Annotated in this window: 23 protein-coding genes; 15 read left to right on the top strand and 8 right to left on the bottom strand. The window is 67.6% G+C overall.

The genetic code is table 11. The features are described 5' to 3' along the window. Positions 1-15: 15 nt before the first annotated feature. The gene (ttfA, locus tag K9U37_RS01655; RefSeq protein ID WP_243070239.1) at positions 16-792 is read right to left on the bottom strand and encodes a trehalose monomycolate transport factor TtfA; all 777 of its coding nucleotides are present in this window, start codon (positions 790-792) and stop codon (positions 16-18) included. 155 nt (positions 793-947) lie between these two features. Continuing rightward, a complete protein-coding gene (gene clpB, locus K9U37_RS01660) occupies positions 948-3,494 on the bottom strand; it encodes an ATP-dependent chaperone ClpB (RefSeq protein ID WP_243070240.1) in 2,547 nt (848 codons plus the stop codon). A 289-nt stretch (positions 3,495-3,783) separates the two neighbouring features. Here clpB and K9U37_RS01665 point away from each other — a divergent pair, with 289 nt between their 5' ends. The 9 genes from K9U37_RS01665 (at position 3,784) to K9U37_RS01705 (ending at position 11,672) form a co-directional block, all read left to right on the top strand. Beyond that, the gene (locus K9U37_RS01665) at positions 3,784-4,116 is read left to right on the top strand and encodes a hypothetical protein (RefSeq protein ID WP_243070241.1); all 333 of its coding nucleotides are present in this window, start codon (positions 3,784-3,786) and stop codon (positions 4,114-4,116) included. Between the two features lie 77 nt (positions 4,117-4,193). Next, complete coding sequence (locus tag K9U37_RS01670) at positions 4,194-4,862, top strand: GAP family protein (RefSeq protein ID WP_243070242.1); 669 nt, start codon at positions 4,194-4,196, stop codon at positions 4,860-4,862. Positions 4,863-4,922: 60 nt separating this feature from the next. Beyond that, complete coding sequence (locus K9U37_RS01675; protein WP_243070243.1) at positions 4,923-6,089, top strand: FAD-binding oxidoreductase; 1,167 nt, start codon at positions 4,923-4,925, stop codon at positions 6,087-6,089. A gap of 98 nt (positions 6,090-6,187) precedes the next feature. Further along, positions 6,188-6,442 carry a hypothetical protein gene (locus K9U37_RS01680; protein WP_243070244.1) on the top strand — a complete coding sequence of 85 codons (255 nt, stop codon included), beginning with the start codon at positions 6,188-6,190 and terminating at the stop codon, positions 6,440-6,442. Between the two features lie 7 nt (positions 6,443-6,449). After that, complete coding sequence (gene acsA / locus K9U37_RS01685; RefSeq protein ID WP_243073179.1) at positions 6,450-8,231, top strand: acetate--CoA ligase; 1,782 nt, start codon at positions 6,450-6,452, stop codon at positions 8,229-8,231. Beyond that, on the top strand, positions 8,228-9,208 hold the full coding sequence (gene pdhA / locus K9U37_RS01690; RefSeq protein ID WP_243070245.1) for a pyruvate dehydrogenase (acetyl-transferring) E1 component subunit alpha: 981 nt from the start codon (positions 8,228-8,230) through the stop codon (positions 9,206-9,208). The genes acsA and pdhA overlap by 4 nt, the downstream gene beginning before the upstream one ends. Continuing rightward, positions 9,205-10,182, top strand: coding sequence for an alpha-ketoacid dehydrogenase subunit beta (locus tag K9U37_RS01695; protein ID WP_243070246.1), 978 nt, complete (start codon positions 9,205-9,207; stop codon positions 10,180-10,182). The genes pdhA and K9U37_RS01695 overlap by 4 nt, the downstream gene beginning before the upstream one ends. Then, complete coding sequence (locus K9U37_RS01700) at positions 10,179-11,417, top strand: dihydrolipoamide acetyltransferase family protein (protein WP_243070247.1); 1,239 nt, start codon at positions 10,179-10,181, stop codon at positions 11,415-11,417. The genes K9U37_RS01695 and K9U37_RS01700 overlap by 4 nt, the downstream gene beginning before the upstream one ends. Before the next feature lie 12 nt (positions 11,418-11,429). After that, positions 11,430-11,672: an acyl carrier protein gene (locus K9U37_RS01705; RefSeq protein WP_243070248.1), complete on the top strand. Its 243-nt coding sequence runs from the start codon at positions 11,430-11,432 to the stop codon at positions 11,670-11,672. Positions 11,673-11,815: 143 nt separating this feature from the next. On the opposite strand, the gene K9U37_RS01710 is transcribed toward K9U37_RS01705, so the two are convergent. The 5 genes from K9U37_RS01710 to K9U37_RS01730 all read right to left on the bottom strand — a co-directional run bounded on the left by K9U37_RS01710 (position 11,816) and on the right by K9U37_RS01730 (position 16,792). Further along, on the bottom strand, positions 11,816-12,187 hold the full coding sequence (locus tag K9U37_RS01710) for a heat shock protein transcriptional repressor HspR (RefSeq protein WP_243070249.1): 372 nt from the start codon (positions 12,185-12,187) through the stop codon (positions 11,816-11,818). Beyond that, positions 12,184-13,371, bottom strand: coding sequence for a molecular chaperone DnaJ (gene dnaJ / locus K9U37_RS01715; RefSeq protein ID WP_243070250.1), 1,188 nt, complete (start codon positions 13,369-13,371; stop codon positions 12,184-12,186). The genes K9U37_RS01710 and dnaJ overlap by 4 nt, the downstream gene beginning before the upstream one ends. Before the next feature lie 34 nt (positions 13,372-13,405). Then, positions 13,406-14,035 carry a nucleotide exchange factor GrpE gene (grpE, locus tag K9U37_RS01720; RefSeq protein ID WP_243070251.1) on the bottom strand — a complete coding sequence of 210 codons (630 nt, stop codon included), beginning with the start codon at positions 14,033-14,035 and terminating at the stop codon, positions 13,406-13,408. Next, positions 14,032-15,882 carry a molecular chaperone DnaK gene (gene dnaK, locus K9U37_RS01725; RefSeq protein ID WP_243070252.1) on the bottom strand — a complete coding sequence of 617 codons (1,851 nt, stop codon included), beginning with the start codon at positions 15,880-15,882 and terminating at the stop codon, positions 14,032-14,034. The genes grpE and dnaK overlap by 4 nt, the downstream gene beginning before the upstream one ends. A gap of 289 nt (positions 15,883-16,171) precedes the next feature. Then, a complete protein-coding gene (locus K9U37_RS01730) occupies positions 16,172-16,792 on the bottom strand; it encodes a DsbA family oxidoreductase (RefSeq protein WP_243070253.1) in 621 nt (206 codons plus the stop codon). A 523-nt stretch (positions 16,793-17,315) separates the two neighbouring features. Between K9U37_RS01730 and K9U37_RS01735 the strand changes: the two genes are divergently transcribed. The 6 genes from K9U37_RS01735 (at position 17,316) to K9U37_RS01755 (ending at position 20,913) form a co-directional block, all read left to right on the top strand. Further along, complete coding sequence (locus K9U37_RS01735) at positions 17,316-17,603, top strand: hypothetical protein (RefSeq protein WP_372489360.1); 288 nt, start codon at positions 17,316-17,318, stop codon at positions 17,601-17,603. Positions 17,604-17,642: 39 nt separating this feature from the next. Next, the gene (locus K9U37_RS19930; protein ID WP_272888162.1) at positions 17,643-17,777 is read left to right on the top strand and encodes a hypothetical protein; all 135 of its coding nucleotides are present in this window, start codon (positions 17,643-17,645) and stop codon (positions 17,775-17,777) included. A 526-nt stretch (positions 17,778-18,303) separates the two neighbouring features. Then, entirely contained in the window at positions 18,304-18,891 is a 588-nt protein-coding gene (locus K9U37_RS01740; RefSeq protein ID WP_243070254.1) for a hypothetical protein, read from the top strand. A 9-nt stretch (positions 18,892-18,900) separates the two neighbouring features. Beyond that, positions 18,901-19,833: an LLM class F420-dependent oxidoreductase gene (locus tag K9U37_RS01745; protein WP_243070255.1), complete on the top strand. Its 933-nt coding sequence runs from the start codon at positions 18,901-18,903 to the stop codon at positions 19,831-19,833. A gap of 48 nt (positions 19,834-19,881) precedes the next feature. Then, complete coding sequence (locus K9U37_RS01750) at positions 19,882-20,583, top strand: hypothetical protein (protein ID WP_243070256.1); 702 nt, start codon at positions 19,882-19,884, stop codon at positions 20,581-20,583. A gap of 18 nt (positions 20,584-20,601) precedes the next feature. Further along, positions 20,602-20,913 carry a hypothetical protein gene (locus K9U37_RS01755; protein ID WP_243070257.1) on the top strand — a complete coding sequence of 104 codons (312 nt, stop codon included), beginning with the start codon at positions 20,602-20,604 and terminating at the stop codon, positions 20,911-20,913. A 73-nt stretch (positions 20,914-20,986) separates the two neighbouring features. Here the strand turns inward: K9U37_RS01755 and K9U37_RS01760 are convergent, their stop codons facing one another. Beyond that, on the bottom strand, positions 20,987-22,471 hold the full coding sequence (locus tag K9U37_RS01760; RefSeq protein ID WP_243070258.1) for a dynamin family protein: 1,485 nt from the start codon (positions 22,469-22,471) through the stop codon (positions 20,987-20,989). Positions 22,472-22,563 lie beyond the last annotated feature (92 nt).

A 22,563-nucleotide genomic window follows, 5' to 3' on the forward strand; every position in this document is an offset into this window, starting at 1 on the left:
CGAGACCCTACCGGCTCAGCGCTGGTAGTTGGGCGCTTGTGTGCCGTTACGCAGTGGCTGCGGCCGCAGCGGGGGCGGCGCGTCGGTGCGGCCGGTCGGCAGTTCGCGGCGTCCGGCAGGCGCCAACGGGCGGCCCGGTGAGGCGTTGCGCCGGCCCGCCGACTGGGTCTGCGCGCCCAGCTGCGGAAGCGGCGGCAGCACGCGCAGCAGGTCGTTGAACTGCCGCACCGTGCGCAGACCTTCGTCCCACTGGGCGCGGCTGGAGGTGATCGGCATGGACACCAGGGTCCAGTTCTGCTCGTTCCACATGATCTCGGCGCAGTCCGGGGCGGTGTGGGCGAAGGTCACCATCCGGCGGTCGCAGGCGCGCCGGGCGGCGTCGAGGTTGGTCGAGTAGACCATCCGCGGACCGATGGCGCCGAGCAGCCAGATGTCGCTCTCGCGCGGCTCGGCGATGCCCTTGAGCCGAAGGTCCATCACCACGTTGGTGCCGACCTTACGGTGCAGCGCGATGACGGTCGCAACGTCCTCGAGGTCGAAGATGTAGACCGCTTCGCCGCGAATTTGGCCCAGCACCACGTTGCGGGCCGTGACGTCGCCGACGGTCGACATCACACCGCGCGTCCAGCGGCTGACGATCTCGGCGGACTCGGGCTCGTAGTCGAAGCCGTGCGAGCGCGCCCAGGACTTGCGGCGGCGGCCCAGTCCACGCCGACGTCCGATGTCGACGTACAAAAGCACCGCCGCACCCACGAAGCAGAGCGCGGACAGCGTGAACCAGAACGGAACCATTAGACGTAGCCTATCTGCTCACTGCCAGTTACAGAGAATCTCTCCAGGTCACAACCGGATCACACCAACGTCAAATACCCGTCCTGCGCCAGCAGACGCAGAATCGCATTGTTCTGCCTCAGATCGTGCGACTCTGCGTCTGCTCGACGAACAAATCAGCCCAGGATGAGACCTTCGCCGTCCGGCGCGACGTTCACCGACACCACGTCACCGTCGTGGACCTCACCAGCCAGCAGCAGCTTGGCCAGCTGGTCACCGATCGCCTGCTGCACCAGCCGCCGCAGCGGACGAGCGCCGTAGACCGGGTCGAACCCGCGATCGGCGAGCCACTTCTTGGCCTCCAGCGACACCCGCAACTCCAGGCGGCGCTGGGCGAGCCGCTTCTGCAGCTGTGCCAGCTGGATGTCGACGATCTGGACCAGCTCGCCGGGCTTGAGACCCTCGAAGATCAGCACATCGTCGAGGCGGTTGATGAACTCCGGCTTGAACGCCGCGCGCACCGCCGCCATCACCTGCTCCTCGCTGCCGCCCGACCCGAGGTTGGACGTCAGGATGAGGATGGTGTTGCGGAAGTCGACCGTGCGACCCTGGCCGTCGGTCAGCCGGCCCTCGTCGAGGACCTGCAGCAGCACGTCGAATACGTCCGGGTGGGCCTTCTCCACCTCGTCGAACAGCACCACCGTGTACGGGCGCCTGCGCACCGCCTCGGTCAGCTGACCGCCCTGGTCGTAACCGATGTACCCGGGCGGGGCACCGACGAGCCGGGCCACCGAGTGCTTCTCGCCGTACTCGCTCATGTCAACGCGGACCATCGCCCGCTCGTCGTCGAACAGGAAGTCGGCCAGCGCCTTGGCTAGCTCGGTCTTGCCCACACCGGTCGGGCCGAGGAACAGGAACGAGCCGGTCGGGCGGTTCGGGTCGGCGACCCCGGCCCGGGTGCGGCGCACCGCATCGCTGACGGCCTGCACGGCCTTCTTCTGACCGACGACGCGCTTGCCCAGCTCCTCCTCCATGCGCAGAAGCTTGGCGGTCTCACCCTCCAGCAGCCGTCCGGCCGGAATTCCGGTCCACGACGCCACCACGTCGGCGATGTCGTCGGGTCCGACCTGCTCCTTGAGCATGACCGCCTCGCGGGCTTCGACCTGCGGCAGTGCCGCGTTGAGCTTCTTCTCCACCTCCGGGATGCGGCCGTAGCGCAGTTCGGCGGCCTTGGCAAGGTCACCGTCACGCTCGGCCCGGTCGGCTTCGCCGCGCAGCGTCTCGAGCTGCTCCTTGAGCTCGCGCACAATATCGATGGCGTTCTTCTCGTTCTGCCAACGCGTCGTCAGCTCGGCCAGCTTCTCCTTGTGATCGGCCAGCTCGGCACGCAGCTTCTCCAGCCGTTCCTTGGAGGCGACGTCCTCCTCCTTGGCCAGCGCCATCTCCTCGATCTCCAGCCGGCGCACCAGCCTCTCGACCTCGTCGATCTCGACGGGCCGCGAGTCGATCTCCATGCGCAACCGGGCCGCGGCCTCGTCGACGAGGTCGATGGCCTTGTCCGGCAGGAACCGGCTGGTGATGTAGCGATCGGACAGCGTGGCCGCCGCTACCAGTGCGGAGTCGATGATCTGCACGCCGTGATGCACCTCGTAGCGGTCCTTCAGGCCGCGCAGAATGCCGACGGTGTCCTCCACTGACGGTTCACCGACCAGCACCTGCTGGAACCGGCGCTCCAGGGCGGCGTCCTTCTCGATGTACTTGCGGTACTCGTCGAGGGTGGTCGCGCCGACCATCCGCAGCTCGCCGCGGGCCAGCATCGGCTTGATCATGTTGCCGGCGTCCATGGCACCTTCACCGGTCGCGCCTGCACCCACGATGGTGTGCAACTCGTCGATGAAGGTGATGATCTGACCAGCCGAGTTCTTGATGTCGTCGAGAACCGCCTTGAGCCGTTCCTCGAACTCACCGCGGTACTTGGCGCCGGCCACCATGGACCCGAGGTCCAGGGAGATGACGCTCTTGCCGCGCAGGCTCTCTGGGACGTCGCCGGCGACGATGCGCTGGGCGAGGCCTTCGACGATGGCCGTCTTGCCCACGCCGGGTTCACCGATGAGCACCGGGTTGTTCTTGGTGCGACGGCTCAGCACCTGGATGACGCGACGGATCTCGTTGTCACGGCCGATGACCGGGTCGAGCTTGCCTTCGCGGGCGCGCGCGGTGAGATCGGTGGAGTACTTCTCCAGCGCCTGATAGCTGGCTTCGGGGTCCGGGCTGGTGACCCGGGTACTGCCGCGCACCTTGACGAACGCGTCGCGCAACGCCTGTGGAGAGGCGCCGTGACCGGTGAGCAGTTTGGCGACCTCAGAGTCGCCGGTGGCCAGCCCGACCATCAGATGTTCGGTGGAGACGTACTCGTCGTCCATCTCGGTGGCCAGCTGCTGAGCCGCGGTGATCGCGGCGAGCGACTCGCGCGACAACTGCGGCTGCGAGGTCGCGCCGCTGCTGGTCGGCAGCCGGTCGACCATGCGCTGAGCCTCCGCGCGGATGGTGGCGGGGTCCACCCCGACAGCCTCCAACAGTGGCGCAGCGATGCCGTCCGCCTGCGTTAGCAGCGCCAACAGCAGATGGGCGGGCCTGATCTCCGGATTACCGGCCGCACTGGCAGCCTGCAACGCGGCGGTCAGTGCCGCCTGGGTCTTGGTGGTCGGGTTGAATGAGTCCACGACACCTCCGTTTCTCCTAGAAAAGCTTGCCGAGGTTTACAACGCCGCCAATATTGAGTCTGTTCCGCTCAAGTTTACGAAATTCTCCCCGGCCTTCGATAGGGCCTTCTGACATCTGTTTTCCAACATTATTCGAACACATGATCGATCGTCGAGGGAAAGCTGAGCTGCTGGGGCCTGTGCGAGCAGGGCGATTGGTGGGGCCTGGGCGTTCGGTGCGAAACCGCAGAATTGCACTCCGCCGTCGTCCGCAGCGAACGTGCAGCCGCATGCTCAGTACGCTCCGGCGTTGGCCGATGTGGTGGTGGCGTACGGGTTGAAAATCGTTGTCGTCGTCGTGGGCTCGGTGGTCGTCGACCCCGGCGGCGGCGCGATCTCCGCCGCACTCTGGGTCGGCGACGACGGCGTCTCACTGGTGGGCATGATGGCGGTGGTGGAGATTGACGGTGACGTGGTCGCCGGCGTCGTCCGCGTCGTCGTGGCGTGCGGCGCGGAGGTCGACGTGGTCCGCGAGGACGGGGTGACCGGGGCCGAGGGGCGGTGCCGGGAGCTGTCCGCGGTGTGGAGGACAGCGAACACCAGGATCAGCAGGAGCAAGACGGCGGCGGCACCCGAGGCGTAGAGGAGAGCTCGCTGGCGGCTGTCATGGTCCACGCGCAGAGATAGTACGGTCAGCGTCTACTTGGTACGTTGCTTCGCGTGACGAGCAGCCTGGGCGCAGAGCTCCCCGAACTGATCTCGCTGGCCTTGGTCATCACCCTGTCGCCGCTGTCGGTCATCCCGGGCATCCTGATGCTCCACACCCCGAAGCCCCGGCCCACGAGCATCGCATTCCTGGTCGGCTGGGCGATCGGCATCGCCGGACTGACCGCTGGTCTTGTGGCCGTCTCCAATGCGCTGGGCGGGCTCAACAAACAGCCGACGTGGGCACCCTACGTCCGCATCGTGGTCGGCGTCGCGCTGATCGTGTCCGGCCTCTACCGATGGTTCACCCGGAACCGTTCCGCGCACACGCCGGGATGGATGACGTCGATGACGACGATCGGACCCGGCCGGGCGTTCGTCACCGCGATCGTGCTGGCGGTCGTCAACCCCAAGGTCCTTTTCATGTGCGCCGCAGCGGGTTTGGCGATCGGGTCGGCAGGGCTGGGCGCCACGGGCGCCTGGACGGCCGACGTGGTCTTCACCGCCGTGGCCGCATCCTCGGTGGCACTGCCGGTACTGGCCTATCTGGTAGCCGGTGAGAAGTTGGACGAGCCGCTGACAAGGCTGAAGAACTGGATGGAGGAGCAGCACGCCACACTGGTGGCCGCCATCCTGGTGATCCTCGGGTTGATGGTGCTCTACAAGGGCATTCACGGCCTCTAGGCCGCAGGCAATCCCGACTCGGCACCGGGCCCGGCCATCGGCGTCCCTACAATCGCGCCCATGGGCCTCGAGGACCGTGACGCGCTGCGGGTGTTGCAGGCCGCGCTGGACCCGCAGGCCGGCTCCGAGGAGCTGATCCGGCGCCTCTACACCCGATGGTTCGCCCTGGACACATCAGTGCGTGACCTCTTCCCACCCGAGCTGGACCACCAGCGCGCGGCGTTCGGACAGGCCATGCACTGGGTGTTCGGCGAGTTCGTGGCCCAACGCGCCCAGACCCCCGTGGCGTTTCTCGCCCAGCTTGGCCGAGACCACCGCAAATACGGTGTGGGACAACAGCATTACGACAGCATGCGGCGGGCCTGGTACACCGAGATGCGCCACCACCTGGGTGCGGACTGGACCGACGCCGTCGACGACGCGGCCACCCAGGCCATCAACCTGATCACCGGAATCATGTCCGGGGCGGCCGACGCCGAGGTCGGCCCGCCGTGGTGGGAGGGCACCGTCCTGGAGCACCACCGCGTGTCCCGGGACATCGCCGTCGTGCGCCTGCACCTCGACCGGCCGATGCCGTATCACCCCGGCCAGTACGTCAACGTCCAGATCCCGCAATGGCCCCGGCGGTGGCGCTACCTGTCGCCGGCCATGCCCGCCGATCCGGCGGGCGATATCGAGTTCCACGTCCGCTCCGTGCTCGGCGGCATGGTCAGCAACTCGATGGTGGCCGAGACCCGGCCCGGCGAGCGCTGGCGGCTGTCGAGCCCGCACGGCGCGATGGAGGTCGACCGCACCGGCGGTGACGTGCTGATGGTGGCTGGCAGCACCGGGCTGGCCCCGCTGCGGGCGATCATCATGGACCTCTGCCGCTTTGCCGACAACCCCCGCGTGCACCTGTTCTTCGGCGCCCGATACCCCTGCGAGTTGTACGACCTGCGGACGCTGTGGGAGATCGCCGCCGCCAACCCATGGCTGTCGGTGTCCCCGGTATCGGAGTACGCCGGGGATCCGCCATGGGCCGCCGACTTCCCCGACGTCCAGCCACCCCGCGGACTGCACGTGCGCCAGACCGGCCGGCTGCCCGAGGTCGTCACGAAGTATGGCGGGTGGGGTGACCGCCAGATCCTGATCTGCGGCGGGCCGGCGATGGTTCGCGCCACCCGCGACGCATTGATCGCCAAGGGCGCGCCTCCGAAGCGCATCGGGTACGACCCGCTCGAGGGTTGAGCCGACCGGCCACAAGGTCTGTGACTTTCGTCCCTGTTCAAACGACTGGCCCTGAGACGAGCATCGCATGCCGAGGGGTAGGGCAGTTAGGGGCTGTGATGACGACGACCGGTGTCGACGAGACCGGTGACCGTGAACTCGACACCATCGCTTGGCAATTCCTGTGTTCGCCCTTCACCAAGAAGGACTACTGGAACTGGCCGCTGGAGCGACGTCTGGACGCCTACCTTCGTCATCACGACCGCGAGGACATTCTCAACGACGGCGCAGCTTACGCTGTCGTGGTCGAGCGAGTGATGGCAAATCTGGGGCGCGCTCGCCGCGACGGCGCGCTCGCCCCGCCGCATGCCTAGGGGGGATATGGACGTCATCCACAAGGGGGCCGGTGACCTGAGGGTCACACCGAACCTCACCGACTATGAGCAGACCCGTGCGTCGTTCGACTGGCCGGCGGTGCCCGATGTGTGCGCCGGCATGGGCGAAGGCGGATGCAACATCGCCTACGCCGCCGTCGACCGGCACGCCGAGGGCCAGGAGGCCGGGAGGACCGCGTTGCGGTTCATCGCCGATACCCCCGACTCGGCCGAACTGACCACCCACGACGTCAGCTATGCCGAGCTGGGCCGGCTGACCCGCAAGTTCACCAATGTGCTGCGCGGTCTGGAGATCGGCAAGGGTGACCGCGTCTTCGTCATCATGGGCCGCGTCCCCGAGCTCTACATCAGCATGCTCGGCGCGCTGCGCAACGGCAGCGTGGTCTCGCCGCTGTTCTCCGCGTTCGGCCCCGAGCCGATCGCCACTCGCGTGACCATCGGATCGGCCGACGTCATCGTCACCACCGCCGCGATCTACAAGCGCAAGATCGCCAAGATCCGCGACCAGCTGACGACGGTCAAACACGTCCTGGTGGTCAGCGACGAGGACGCGGAGATCCCGGACACCCTCGACTTCCACCGGCTGATGGACGAAGCTCCCGAGGACGCGCCGATCGAGCACACCACCGCCGACGACCCGTCGCTGCTGCACTTCACCAGCGGCACCACCGGAACCCCCAAGGGCGCCCAGCACGTTCACGGCGCGGTCAAGATGCACTACATCACCGGGCGCTACGCACTCGACCTGCACGACGGTGACATCTATTGGTGCACAGCCGATCCCGGATGGGTCACCGGAACGTCCTACGGAATCATCTCCCCGCTGCTGCACGGTGTCACGTCGATCATCGACGAGGCCGAGTTCGACGCCGAGCGGTGGTACCGGATCCTGCAGGACGAGGAAGTCAGCGTCTGGTACACCGCGCCGACGGCGATCAGGATGCTGATCAAGGCCGGACCTGAACTGCCCGCCAAGTACCGCTTCCCGCATCTGAGATTCATCGCCAGCGTCGGTGAGCCGCTCAACGCCGAAGCGGTCTGGTGGGGAAAACGGGTGCTGGGCTTGCCAATTCACGACAACTGGTGGCAGACCGAGACCGGCGGCATCATGGTCGCCAACACGCCTGCCTTCGACATCAAGCCCGGCTCGATGGGCCGCCCCCTACCCGGGGTCGAAGCCTGCGTGGTCGACCACGACCAGGAGACCGGCGCGGTGCGGGTCATCGAGGAGCCCGGTGTCGAAGGTGAGCTGGCGCTCCGGCTGGGCTGGCCCTCGATGTTCCGCGGCTACCTCAATCAGGAAGAGCGGTACCGCAAGTGTTTTCACGACGACCTGTACCTGTCGGGTGATCTGGTCAAGCGCGACGCCGACGGGTACCTGTGGTTCGTCGGGCGCACCGACGACGTCATCAAGGCGTCCGGACATCTGATCGGCCCGTTCGAGGTGGAGAACGTCCTGACCGACCATCCCGCCGTCGCCGAGGCCGCCGTGATCGGCAAGCCCGACCCGACCTACGGCGAACTGGTGAAGGCCTTCGTCACACTCAAGTCCGGCTACACCGGTGACGACGCGCTGCGCCGCGACCTGATGGGGCACGCGCGTAAGCGGCTCGGAGCGGCGGTGGCGCCCAAGGAGATCGACTTCGTCGACTCGCTGCCGCACACCCGCTCCGGCAAGATCATGCGCCGGCTGCTCAAGGCCCGTGAACTCGGCCTGCCCGAGGGCGACATCTCGACGGTGGAGAGCCCGGCGGGGGTGAAGGCGTGACCGACGCCGGCCTCGTGCGCGCACTCCTGACCGACATGATCCGGGTGCGGCGCATGGAGGAGAAGTGCGCCGAGATGTACAGCGCCGGTAAGATCCGCGGCTTCCTGCACCTCTACGTCGGTGAGGAGGCGGTAGCCGCCGGCTCGCTGCGGGTACTCGGCCCGCAGGACGGGGTGATCGCCACCTACCGCGAACACGCCCACGCCCTGCTGCGCGGTATCCCGATGAACAAGATCATGGCCGAGATGTTCGGCAAGCAGGAAGGCTGCTCGGGCGGACGCGGCGGGTCGATGCACCTGTTCGACGCCGGCCGGCGGTTCTACGGCGGCAACGCGATCGTGGCCGCCGGCCTGCCGACGGCCGCCGGGCTGGCCTTCGCTGATGCTCACCTGAAGCGAAATCAGGTGACCGCCTGCTACTTCGGTGACGGCGCGATCGCCGAGGGTGCCTTCCACGAGACCATGAACATGGCCGAGCTGTGGAAGCTGCCGGTGCTGTTCTGCTGTGAGAACAACCGTTACGCGATGGGCACCTCGATCGACCGGGAGCTCTCCGACGTCGATCTCGTCGTGCTGGCCGAGTCCTACCGAGTACCTGCAGCGCGGACGGACGGCATGGATGTCCAGGCCTGCCATGCGGCCATGCAGCAGGCTGTCGAGCACGTCCGCACCGGCGACGGCCCGTTCTTCCTCGAGTTCCAGACTTACCGGTTCCGGCCGCACTCCATGTTCGATCCCGAGCTCTACCGTGAGAAGGCCGAAGTGGAGAAGTGGCGCGAACGCGACCCGATCCGGACGTTCACCGACAAGTGCCTCGCCGAGGGCCTGCTGACCGCCGAGGACCTCGCGGCCATCGAGGCGGCGGTGGCCGGCGAGGTGGCCGACGCCGTCGCCTACGCCGAGGCGGGGACCCTGGAGAGCGTGGACGACCTCACCCGTCATGTCATGACACCCATTGCAGCGGAGGCGGTCACGTGAAAGCCAGCTATCGCGGCGCCGTGCACGACGCGATCGCCGAGGCGATGCGCGCCGACGAGCGGGTGGTCCTGCTCGGTGAGGACGTCGGCCGCTACGGCGGGACGTATGCGGTGTCGAAGGGACTGCTCGCGGAGTTCGGGCCGGACCGCATCCGCGACACCCCGCTCTCGGAGCTGGGTTTCGTCGGCATCGGGATCGGGGCTGCCCTCAACGGGCTGCGTCCGATCGTCGAGGTGATGACGGTGAACTTCAGCCTGCTGGCGCTCGACCAGATCGTCAACACCGCCTCGGCCCTGCGGCACATGTCCAACGGGCAGTTCTCGGTTCCGGTCGTGGTGCGAATGGCCACCGGTGCCGGGCGGCAGCTGGCTGCGCAGCACTCGCACAGCCTGGAGAACTGGTACGCCCACATCCCCGGCATCACCGTCGTGGCGCCCGCCACGGTCGCCGACGCCTACGGGATGCTGCGCACCGCGCTGGGCAACCCCGACCCCGTGATCATCTTCGAGCACGTCGGGCTCTACAACGCCTCGACTGATCTCGACGAACTCGCACCGACCGACATCTCCCGCGCGGCGTTGCGTCGCAACGGCACTGACGCGACCCTGATCACCTACGGCGGCAGCCTGCCGAAGGTGCTCGACGCCGCCGATCAGCTGGCGCAGTCCGGAATCGACTGCGAGGTCGTCGATCTGCGGGTGCTGCGGCCACTGGACGACGAGACGATCCTGGAGTCGGTGCGCAAAACGCACCGCGCGGTGATCGTCGACGAAGCCTGGCACACCGGCAGCCTGGCCGGCGAGATCAGCGCCCGCATCATGGAGGGGGCGTTCTATGACCTCGACGCGCCGGTCGGCAGGGTCTGCACCGTCGAGGTACCCATCCCCTATGCCAAACACCTCGAGGAGGCGGCGCTGCCGCAGCCCGGCAAGATCGTGGCCGCGGTGCGCGGCCTGTTCGGGGAACGCCGATGATCGAATTCACGATGCCGGCCCTCGGGGCCGACATGGACGAGGGCACGCTCAACGAGTGGATGATCAAGCCCGGCGACACAGTGACCCGGGGCCAGATCGTGGCCATCGTCGAAACCACAAAGGCCGCAGTCGAAATCGAGTGCTGGCACGACGGCGTGGTCGGCGAGCTGCTGGTGCCGGTCGGCCAGACCGTGGCGGTCGGCACTCCGCTGGCCACTCTGTTGGAGCCCGGCGAGAAGGCCGAACCGCGTGCGGCCGCACCCGCACTCGTGACCCAGTCCCCAGCCCCGGAAGCCACCCACGAGCAGATACCGACGGCCACACCGCAGGCGGCGGCCCCGTCGCCGGTGGGCCACCGGATGTGGGTTTCACCGGTCGCTCGGCGTATCGCCGCCTCGCTGGGAGTGGACCTGAAGACTCTGACGGGTACCGGCCCGCAGGGCGCGATCACGCTGCACGACGTCGAGCACGCCGCGGCCACCGCGCATCACGAAGCACCCAAGCCGGCACCGGTACCCAAGCCCGCGGCGTCGGCCGAGCCGATGTCGGCCGCCCAGAAGGCCCGCGCACGCGGCGAAGCGATGCGCGCGTCGATCGCCGCGGCGATGAGCCGCTCGAAGCGGGAGATCCCGCACTACTACCTGGCCGACGAGATCATTCTCGACACCGCCCTGGCGTGGCTCACCGAGCAGAACGCCGGTCTGCCCATCACCGAGCGGATGCTGTCCGCGGTGCTGCAACTCAAGGCCGTCGCGCTGGCCGCCCAGCGGTTCAAGGAGTTCAACGGATTCTGGCACGACGACGGCTTCGAGGCCTCCGAGCAGGTTCATGTCGGCGTGGCGATCTCGCTGCGCGGCGGGGGCCTGGTGGCTCCGGCCATCCACGACGTCAACGAGAAGAAGCTCGACGAGCTGATGCGCGACCTGACCGATCTGGTGGCCCGGGCCAGAGCCGGATCGCTGCGTAGTTCGGAGATGTCCGATCCGACCATCACGTTGACAAATCTCGGCGACAAGGGTGTGGACGCCGTCTTCGGTGTCATCTACCCGCCACAGGTGGCGATCGTCGGCTTCGGCAAGGCCGCGCAGCGGGTGGTGGTGGTTGACGGCGGTATCCGGGTGGCCACCACGGTTCAGAGCAGCCTTGCTGCCGACCACCGCGCCAGTGACGGCGCGCGGGGTGCGCTGTTCCTCGCCGAGATCAACCGGCTGCTGCAGCAGCCCGAAGAGCTGTAGGAGGAGACTCAGATGAGCAAAGCGGAGATCCGCGATCAGGTGGTGGCGGAGTTGCTCGCGATCGCACCGGAGGTCGAGGAGGGCGATCTCAGCGACAGCGAGCTCCTGCGCGACCAGGTCGACCTGGACTCGATGGACTGGCTGAACTTCCTGGTGGCGCTGCACAAGCGCTTCGAGGTCGACATCCCCGAATCCGAGTACAAGTCGCTGCGCACCATCAATGATCTGACGAGTTACATCGACGCCCACCGATAGAATTCGACGATGGCCAGCTGCCGTCGGTGGTCCTCGAAGATCCCACCTCCTTCAGCATCCGGGTCCGCTGACTTTCCCCGCGAGCAGACGCAAAAGCTCCCGCACGCTCGGCGTGTCGGGGACTTTTGCGTCTGCTCGGCGTACTAGCGCCGCGGCTTCCAGACCACCAGCGCCGTACTCTTGGGCATGACCGCCAGATCGCGACGCTGGTTGGCCCGCAACGACTCCAGCTCGCGGCTCATCTCCTGGATGCGGGACTGCAGCGCCTCGACCTGGTTGGTCAGCTCAATGATCCGCTTGATCCCGGCGAGGTTGACACCCTCGTCCTGGGACAGCCGCTGCACCTCGCGCAGCAGTTCCACGTCGCGCTCCGAGTACCGGCGTCCGCCACCGGAACTGCGCCGAGGGCTGACCAGGCCGAGCCGGTCGTAGGTGCGCAGCGTCTGCGCATGCATACCGGCCAGCTCGGCGGCCACCGAGATCAGAAAAGTCCGCGCCTCCTCTGACGCACTCATGCCCGGTTACCTGCCCATCCGGCTCGGGGGTCGAAGCCGCTGGACTTCTCGGCGGCCGCGTAGGCTTGCAGCGCCTCCAGCGCCTGCCCCTCCAGGCTCGGCGGAACCGCGACCTTGACGGTGACCAACAGGTCGCCGTGCCCGCCGCTTCGCTTGGGCACACCACGTCCACGCACCCGAAGGATGCGGCCGTCCGCCGTGCCCTTGGGCACCCGAACACCGACCTTGCCCTCTAGCGTGGGCACGGAAAGCGTTGTGCCCAAAGCCAGTTCGGTAAAACTGACCGGAACCGTGACCGTCAGGTCATCACCGTCGCGGCCGAACACCTTGTCCGGTCGCACGTGCACGGTGACGTACAGGTCGCCCGACGGGGCGCCCCGTAACCCTGCCTCACCCTGGCCAGCCAGCCGGATGCGCTGGCCGTCTTCGACTCCCGGGGGAATCCGCACGTTGATGGTGCGGGTTCGGGTGGTGACGCCCGTGCCGCGGCACTCGGCGCAGGGGTGCTCGATGATCGAGCCGCTGCCCCGGCAGTCGGTGCACGGCTCGGAGAAGCCGAACGCGCCCTGGTTGCGGTTGATCACACCGGAGCCGTTGCAGGTGGCACACACCTTGGGACTGGTGCCCGGACGCGCGCCACTCCCATGGCAGTTCGTGCACGGTGCCGGACTGGTCAGCCGCAGCGGCATGGCGACACCCTTGGTCGCCTCGAGGAAGCCAAGATCGGTTTCGGTCTCCAGATCCTTGCCGCGGCGAGGCCGGCTGGGCCGTGGCTCAGCGCCGCGGCCGAACAGGCCGCCGAACAGGTCACCGATGTTGGTGCCGCCGTCCTGCCCGGCCTGACCGAACAGGTCGTTGAGATTGAATCCACCGCTGCCGTCGTCGTAGACCGTGTAGCCGCCACCGCCACCGCCACCGCCGTTGAACCGGCGGCCGAAGCCGCCGCCGGCGAACAGCCGGCGCGTCTCGTCGTACTCCTTGCGCTTGGCCGCATCGAGCAGGACGTCCTTGGCCTCCCCGACGGCCTTGTACTTCTCCTCGGCCTCAGGGTTGTTCGGATTGCGGTCGGGATGATTCTCCGCGAGCAGCTTTCGGGCCACCCGCTTGATCTCGGCCTCGTCGGCGTCAGAGGAGACGCCGAGCACCTTGTAGAAGTCCTTCTCAACCCATTCTCGTTGAACCATGCCGCGTCACCTCCTCACCTTTGTCTCGTGGCTGCTAATTTGATTGTGCGTTCTGGGTGCCCGACTCCCCCGCGTTCTGCGGCGTGTCGGCCGGAGCGTCCTCGACCGCGACGGTGTCGACCACGCCGACCAAGGCGTGCCGCAGCACCTGCTCGCCGAGCTTGTAGCCCTGTCGCATCACGGTGCCGATCACCGGCTTGGAGCCCTCGCCCTCGTGCTGCACGGCCTCGTGAAGTGACGGGTCGAACTCGTCACCCTCAGCACCGAAAGCCGTCAGGCCCAGCCCGGTCAGCACGGAAGTCAGCTTGTCGGCCACCGACTTCAGCGGGCCGGCATCTAGATCACCGTGGCTGCGGGCGCGGTCCAGATCGTCGAGCACGGTAAGCAATTGGCTCACCACGACGGCCTTGGCCCGCTCGCCTGCCACCTGCTGATCGCGCAGCGCGCGTTTGCGGTAGTTGGCGAAGTCGGCCTGCACACGCTGCAGGTCCGACGTCAGCTCGGCGACCTTGTCCGCCAACTCGCCACCCACCGGCGCGGAGGCCTCCGGCGCCGGCCCACCGGGGGCCGGGCCGGAAGCGCCCTCGCGAATCTCTCCGGTGCGGGGGTCGATGCGACGCTTGTCGGTGACGGTCACCGGTTCGTCTGCATGCCCTTGACTCACTTGTTCTCCTGATCGTCCTCGACAACCTCGGCGTCCACCACGTCATCGTTCGACGAACCGCCGGCGTCCCCGCCCGCGGGCTGCCCGGCCTGGGTGGCCTCGTAGATCGCCTGCCCGAGAGCCTGGCTCTCGACGCCCAGCTTCTCCATGGCCGACTTGATCGCGCCGATGTCGCTGCCATCGAGTGCCGTCTTGGCCTCGGCGATCGCGGAGTCGACCTTGGCGAGCGTCTCCTCGGGAACCTTCGAACCCCCCTCAGCCTCGCGCTGCTCCTTGACGAACTTCTCCGTCTGATAGACCAGCGACTCGGCCTGGTTGCGGACGTCGGCCTCTTCGCGACGCTTGCGGTCCTCCTCGGCGTGCGCCTCGGCGTCCTTGATCATCCGGTCGATCTCCTCCTTGGACAGGCCGGAGCCTTCCTGGATCTTGATCGTGTTCTCCTTGCCGGTGCCCTTGTCCTTGGCCGTGACGTGCACGATGCCGTTGGCGTCGATGTCGAAGGTGACCTCGATTTGGGGCACGCCGCGCGGGGCCGGCGGGATACCGGTCAGCTCGAAGCTGCCGAGCAGCTTGTTGTGTGCGGCGATCTCTCGCTCACCCTGATAGACCTGGATCTGCACCGACGGCTGGTTGTCGTCGGCGGTGGTGAAAGTCTCCGACCGCTTGGTCGGGATGGTGGTGTTGCGCTCGATGAGCTTGGTCATCACGCCGCCCTTGGTCTCGATACCCAGCGACAGCGGGGTGACGTCGAGCAGCAGCACGTCCTTGACCTCGCCCTTGAGCACGCCGGCCTGCAGGGCGGCGCCGACGGCGACGACCTCATCGGGGTTCACGCCCTTGTTGGGCTCCTTGCCGCCGGTGAGCTCCTTGACCAGCTCGGTCACCGCGGGCATACGGGTGGAACCACCCACCAGCACGACGTGGTCGATGTCGGCCACCGAGATTCCGGCGTCCTTGATGACCTGCTGGAACGGCTGACGTGTGCGGTCGAGCAGATCCTGCGTGATCTTCTGGAACTCCGAGCGGGTCAGCTGCTCATCGAGGAACAGCGGGTTCTTGTCGGCGTCAACGGTGATGTAGGGCAGGTTGATCGAGGTGCTCCCGCTGGAGCTCAGCTCGATCTTGGCCTTCTCGGCCGCTTCTCGCAGCCGCTGCATGGCCATCTTGTCCTTGGTCAGGTCGATACCGGCCGAGGCCTTGAACTTGTCGACGAGCCATTCGACGATCCGGTCGTCCCAGTCGTCGCCACCGAGGTGGTTGTCCCCGGAGGTGGCGCGCACCTCGACGACCCCGTCGCCGATCTCCAGCAGCGAGACGTCGAACGTGCCGCCACCGAGGTCGAAGACCAGGATGGTCTGTTCCTTGCTGCCCTTGTCCAGGCCGTAGGCCAGGGCCGCGGCGGTGGGCTCGTTGACGATGCGCAGCACGTTGAGGCCGGCGATCTGGCCGGCTTCCTTGGTGGCCTGGCGCTGAGCGTCATTGAAGTAGGCGGGCACGGTGATGACCGCGTCGGTGATGTCCTCACCGAGGTAGCTCTCCGCGTCGCGCTTGAGCTTCATCAGCACCCGGGCGCTGATCTCCTGCGCGGTGTAGTCCTTGCCGTCGATTTCGACGGACCAGTCGGTGCCCATGTGCCGCTTGACCGAACGGATGGTCCGGTCGACGTTGGTCACTGCCTGGTTCTTGGCGGGCTGGCCCACCAGCACTTCGCCGTTACGAGCAAAGGCGACCACCGACGGCGTGGTGCGGGACCCTTCGGAGTTGGCGACGACCACTGGGTCGCCACCCTCCAGTACCGCGACGACGGAGTTGGTGGTCCCGAGGTCGATGCCGACCGCACGAGCCATGTTGTATTCCTCCTGAATAGTTACGTCTTGGGTCTGAGCGGACCAGGCTCAAGCCTGCTCCACCGACGGTCTCCTGTCAACCCGAACTTGAGTGTGTTCCGCTCAAGTTTCCGAAGTAGCTAACGGCGGAGTGCTCGGATTTGTTCCCGGCCCCCGCCGATCGCCAACGCGACGCCTGCCGGGGAACATTCTTGTCGCTGGCGATGACCAGCCCCGGGACGAACGTTTCCGGGCTGAGCAGGATGGCCAGGGCGAGTGTCGCCAGGACGGTGAAGTGCGCGCTCACGGCTCAGCCGAGCAGGCTGTCGACGAACGCCTCGGTGCCCTGCTTCCAGGCGATGACGAAGTTGCCCACGTCGTCGCGGCTGATGTCGAGCACCGGGCAGAACCGGCTCTCGCCCACACCGGTGAAGAAGTGCGGAGATCCGATCACCCCTCGGGCTTTACCCTCGTCCCAGTCTGCCCGAACGGCAGCCAAAGTTTCTTGCGCATCAAGCGCTTTCAATCCAAAGCTGTCCGCGATGGGGGCCACGATCTCCCGTTGAGCGATGTCGAGGCCCTGCTCGAACAGCGCGTCGCGCAGGGCCATGCCGACCTCCTCGACCATGACGGCGTCTCCGGTGCGGGCCGCCGCGGCCGTCACTGCGAAGGCCGTCATGGACGAGGCCGGGAAGGTGTCGACGGAGAAGCCGGCGAAGAGGTCGGGACGCACCGAGGCGCGCAAGGCCGTTATCTCCGCGCCAATATGGTAGGGGTCCAGCGGTTTGCCGTTGATCAGCTCCAGCGGCCAGGCGCGGATGCGCAACCGGGGCTCATCGTGTCCCAGCGCGGTGCGGCGATCGATCAACGTGCGCAAGCCGGCGTGCGTGAACGGGCAGAGAACGTCGGCGAAGACCTCGACGGTGCGCATGGCCGGATGCTACCGCGAAAGCCGTTGCGGCAACGTGCCGTACAGGCACGGTGAACCCCCGGCTCTCCGAGGCCCCCGAAGGTCCGCACCCAGCGGGCCCGGACGGTTATGGCCTTGGTCACACATCCCTTTCGGGGCCGCGGCCCGTCCGCGAATCTCGCTGGTAACTGTTGCGTTCGCAAATAACGTGCCCAATTGGGGGCTTTAGCAAACTTTCTTTGCCGGTCGGCTGAAATCGGACGTTTTCCCTGCAAACAGGCAGGTTCAGTAATCGACCTGTCATCTGCCGTCCCCCTGATGGTGCCGGTGAAACCGGCTTTGATGAGGGAAAACCATTGATGCCGTCGCGAGGTGGCAAGTAACAATCAGCCTTCTGAGCCAACCGAAACGGCGCGATCATTCCGTTACACATCATGGTCGTGCATTTTGTGCAAATCATCAGAGGTTTGCTATCAATGAACGGTCCGGGTCAGAACGACGCGGCGCCGACGCACACTCGGTCGGCAAGCAAGGAGCGACGCACGTGACGCCGCTTGCCTCCATCTGGGACATCGATTCCCGGGAGACTCATCGGCCCCGTGTCTCGGTCATCGTCCCCGCGCTGAACGAGGCGAAGAACCTGCCTCACATTGCGGAGCGGATGCCCGCCATCGTCGACGAAATCGTCTTCGTCAACGGCAACAACACCGACCCGGCCGAAATTACGCGGCTCGTGGGCCACGCTGCTGGCCGGCGCGGACTACGCGAAGGGCTCCCGATTCGTCCCCGGTGGCGGCAGCGTCGACATCACCCCGTTCCGCCGGCTGGGTAACCACGGCCTGAATATACTGGGTGAACGTACGGCTTCCGCGTGCTTCGCACGATCGTCCACGAGTTCGTGCGCGCCCGCGCGGCCAGGAAGCGCGCGGTGCGCACGCCGGTGCAGCAGCACGCGGCGCGCACCGATCACGGTGTCCACGTCGCTCACGGCCTCCGGCTCATCTGAAGGCGGCCATCATGAGGGTCGCGCGCGACAAGCACGCGCTCTTCCGTGCGACGGACGGCAAGTTTCGGTCGCGAGGCTGTTCGACCCGCACCCGATTCTCGGCGTGAGCCCGCAGTACCCCGGCCTGGAGGCGCTCACGGTTCTGCTGCGCCTCGCAGCTGTCAGGTGGGTTGCGGCGCAAGCCCTTCCACGACTCGGGTGGATCGGTGCTTCGGCTGCGGGAACGGGTCTTGCTGCTGTACTACGCCTTCGCCCTGTTGCTGGTGGTGCTGGCACTGACGGTGTACGCGTTCGGCTGGTGGGGGAGAAGGATATTCGGCCCGCGTGAGCATCGGCCGCAGAGTTGCCTGCCGGGACGCCATTCACGAGAGCAGCACCCGGGCGAGGTGATGGACAGCGACACCGACAACTGTCGCCCGCGCAACTGCTGCTCCGGCCGGCGGCCACGCCGGTCTGATCGCCCGACGACACCTACCCCGCGAGTCACTGGAGTCACATGCGTCACTCGGTGCGTACCCTGGCGAACGTGCGCATGTCCAACGGCGTGAAGGCCGGAACCGCGGCGGTGTGGCTAGTTCTCGCCGGCGCGACCGCCGCCGGATGCAGCAACACCGTCGACGGCGCCGCGACCTGCCCGGGTTGCGGCGCGGGCGGCGAGCCGAACTTCCCAATCGGCCGCCCGACCGTCTCGCCGCCGACCGTCTCGCCGCCGACCGTCTCGCCGCCGACCGTCTCGCCGCCGAGCGCGCCCGCCCCGGTACCGCCGGGAAGGGGTGACACACTTCCGCCGAGTTCCGGCGGGTTCGTCTTCATCGAGACCAAATCCGGTCAGACCCGCTGCCAGATCTCGGAGCAAACGGTCGGCTGCGAGTCGAATTTCACCAACGCCCCCATCGTCGGCGGTGAACCCGCCAACGGCGTGGAGGTGACTGCCGACGGCCACCTGCGCTGGATCACCGGAAACCTGGGCGCGATTCCGACCACCACCATCGACTACGCCAGGTATCACGCGGTCGGCTGGACCATCGAGGCCACCAGCAAGGGCACCCGGTTCACCAATGACCGAACCGGCCACGGGATGTTCGTCAGCACCGAAGAGGTCGACGTCTTCTAGGCTGGCGGAGTGGACTTCCGCGTATTCGTCGAACCGCAGCAGGGCGCCAGCTACCACGACCAGCTGGCTATCGCGCAGGCTGCCGAATCCCTACGCTATTCAGCATTTTTCCGCTCCGATCACTACCTGGCGATGAGTGGTGACGGATTGCCGGGACCGACCGACTCGTGGGTCACCCTCGCCGGCATCGCGCGGGAGACCTCCTCGATCAGGCTGGGCACCCTGGTCACCTCGGCGACCTTCCGTCACCCCGGTCCGCTGGCAATCTCGGTGGCGCAGGTCGACGCAATGAGCGCCGGACGGGTGGATTTCGGCATCGGAGCGGGTTGGTTCGAGGCGGAGCACCTGGCCTACGCCATCCCGTTCCCGTCACTCGGTGAGCGCTTCGAGCGACTGGGCGAACAGCTCGAGATCCTGACCGGACTGTGGACCACCCCGGCCGGGGAGACCTTCTCCTACGCCGGCACCCACTACACCGTCAACGACTCTCCGGCACTGCCCAAACCGGTGCAGCGGCCGCACCCGCCGATCATCATCGGCGGCGGTGGGGCCAAGCGCACCCCGGCGCTGGCCGCACGGTTCGCCGCCGAGTTCAACCTCGCCTTCCCGGCGCTGGACTTCGTCGAACCCCAGTACGGTCGGGTCCGCGCCGCGCTGGAGAAGGTCGGCCGCAACCCCGATGAGATCGTGTACTCCGCCGCATTCGTGGTGTGCGCGGGACGCGACGACGCCGAGATCCGCCGGCGGGCCGCGGCGATCTCCCGCGAGGTCGACGAACTCCGCGGCAACACCCCCTTGGTGGGCACGCCGGCCGAAATCGTCGACCGGCTGGGGCCCTACCTCGAGGCCGGGGTGCAGCGGGTGTACCTGCAGGTGCTCGATCTGTCCGATCTCGACCACATCGAACTGTTCGCCAACGAGGTGGTCCGACAGCTTGTGTGATAGCGGAACGCCCCGTTTACGCAGGCGAGGTGGCTAGCATCAGTAGCCGTGGCGAGATACGAGCCCGCCGGGGCCACCGGCTATTCCGCCGGTGAGGCCGAGGACGTCAACGACGCCAACGACACAGCCCCGCCGATACCGTTCCCGGACCCGTTCGGCCCGTACCCCGACAGGCCGTATCCGGGAATCGCGTCGACGGCCCAGCCACCCCTGACGCGAGCCCCGAACGAGTCGGGCGCAGCGCCGGCCGACGCCACCGACCCGCCGACCGATCCGGCGATGGCGCCGGTGAGATTCGACGACGGGTTCGACCCGTTCGCTGCCGACGCGTTCTGGTTCCCGGAGCGGCCCTGGTATCGCAAGCACTCCGCCACGGTCGCGTTCGCGGCCATCAGTGTCGCGCTGGTCGCGATGCTGGTGGCGGCGGTGCTGCTGGTCTCGCGAAACTCCGGTGAGTCCGGCGGCTCCACCGGCACCAGCTCGTCGACGACGGCTCCGAGCACGACGCCGCCGACCAGTTCCCCGCCTCCCCAACCGCCACCGTCGCCACCACCACCGCCGGCACCACCGCCGGAGAGCCCGCCGGCTTCGGCGCAACCGCGCGGCACCTGGGCGCCGCAGTATCCGCACTACCCGCGGCAGAATGGCGGCGATCGCCCCAACGTCACCACGCCGCAGACCCGGCCACCGCAGATCAGCGTGCGGCCCTCGCACCGTCCGGCGTTCCCCAATCAGCCCGGCGGAGGCTGACGACTACTATCGACACCCGTGGCGCGTGACGGTTCCCCCGACGACCCGAACAACTACTCGGACAGCGACTACCAGCAGTCCGGCCACCAACCCCAGACCGGCTATGGGCAGTATCCGCCGCCCGAGCCGACACCGTGGTACCGAAAACCGGCTGGACTGGTGGGCCTGGGTGTGCTGAGCGCGGTCGTGCTGGCCTTGCTGGTCTATGCGGTGGTGAAGTTCGCCGGCAGCAGCGGCAGTAGCCCGGACACGTCCACCACGTCGTCGACCTCCCCGTCGGGGGCGACGTCGTCGTCGGTGCCGGTTGCTCCGGGCCCGGGCGGTCAGTAACCCGCGCCGAACGTGTGGGTTATGCAGTGATTCAGCGGTTTTCGCCTGCATAGGCCCCACACTCGGCGCACTCTCAGTAACCCCGCGACGCGTACCGAGCGACCAGCGCCTCGGCGCTGCGCACCGCCGCCCGGCAGGCCCTTGTGGTGAACGGGTCGTTGAGGGGATGTTCGGCGCGCCGGCGCCAGCGCTGCGCGGCGGCGAACGCCGCCCGCGGTCCGTCGTAGGGCGCGTCGGGAGTCAACCCCAGCCTGCTGGCCGCGTCGGTCCCCGAACCGCCGATGATCCGCCGCAGTGAGGCCATCTCGTCGTCCGTCAACGTCGTTGGCCGCGAGCGCAGTTGGCTGAGCAGTCGCAGCTCCTCGAAGGCGTGGGTGTCGGCGAGCAGCGGGTCGATGTCGGCGATGATGTGGGGCGTGGCGGCGATCGGATGGGCCTCGACGAACCGACGCAACGACACCAGCGCGGTATGGGCCTTCAACGACTCGGAGCGTTGGGCGAACTGCTGATCGATCACGTCGCGCAGTGCCACCAGTCCGCTGCGCTCCAGCAGCTCGTCAGCGAGACCGGCGGAATCCGTTACCCCCGAACGTAATACGGCGACCGAGATTCGAACCCCGAACATCCCGAACCGGTCCAGCAGCTGCGCGCGGGTGCTGGCGTCGACGGGCAGGCCAATGTCCGGGCGGACGAACCGGTCGACGCTGAGCATCGCCTTGTTCAGCTCGGCCGGGTCGACGGCAGCCAGCCGCCCCAGGGCCGCGAACTCGCTCTGCCGCAACGTCCGCGCGGTCAATGCCAACAATCCCGACACCGGGACCACGGCCTGACAGATGCCGGTGCGGTCCAGCTCCTCGGTGAACCGTTTGGCTACGTCGTTGGCCGACAGCATCGCGTCGAGACGCCCGGCGCCGATCTCGTCGGCGCGCGAAGCCACCCCGATGACGCCAAGGGCACCCGACGACCCGCCGACGAGCTCACCGATCTGCTTGAGCAGTGCGATGTCGGCGGCGTTGAGGGTGCGCAGCAGGAACACCACCGCGTCGACGCGCGGCAGGCCGTCCTCGGGCACCAGCAGCCGCAGTGTGCGCTCGGAGACGTCCCGCGCCAGCGACGAGGTGCCCGGGGTGTCGATGATGGTGGCGTTGATGAGCTCGGCGGCCGGCCATTCCACATCGAGGTCGGCGACGTCGTTCGCGTCAAGACTGCCGAAGTCGAAGGTCAGGCCCCCATCGCGGACGATCGGCACGTTCGAGCGCCGGCCGCCGACGTGGTTGGCGGTGACCTTGGGGATGGGCCCGTGCCGGAACCAGGTGACGATGCGGGTGGCCTCAGTGGCATCGGTGGGTGCGATGGTCTCCCCCACCAGCGCGTTGACCAGGGTCGACTTGCCGGCCTTGAGCGTCCCGGCCAGCGCGATGCGGATCGGCTGGTTGAGCCGGCCGGCAATGCGGTCCAGCTCGTTGAAGACATCGGGGCGCTGTCGGTACGCGGGCTCGCCCTCGTACGCGCGACGGGCGCCGGCGAGGATGGCGCGGACCTGATCGCTGGTGCTCATCGAGGGACGAGTCTACGGTTCGCCGAGTTGCGCGCTCGGGGGCTGCCCGGCACGCGTATGCCCGAGCCCCCGCACGTCGTGGCCAGCATCGT

The sequence above is a fragment of the Candidatus Mycolicibacterium alkanivorans genome (assembly GCF_022760805.1).
GTDB lineage: Bacteria > Actinomycetota > Actinomycetes > Mycobacteriales > Mycobacteriaceae > Mycobacterium > Mycobacterium alkanivorans.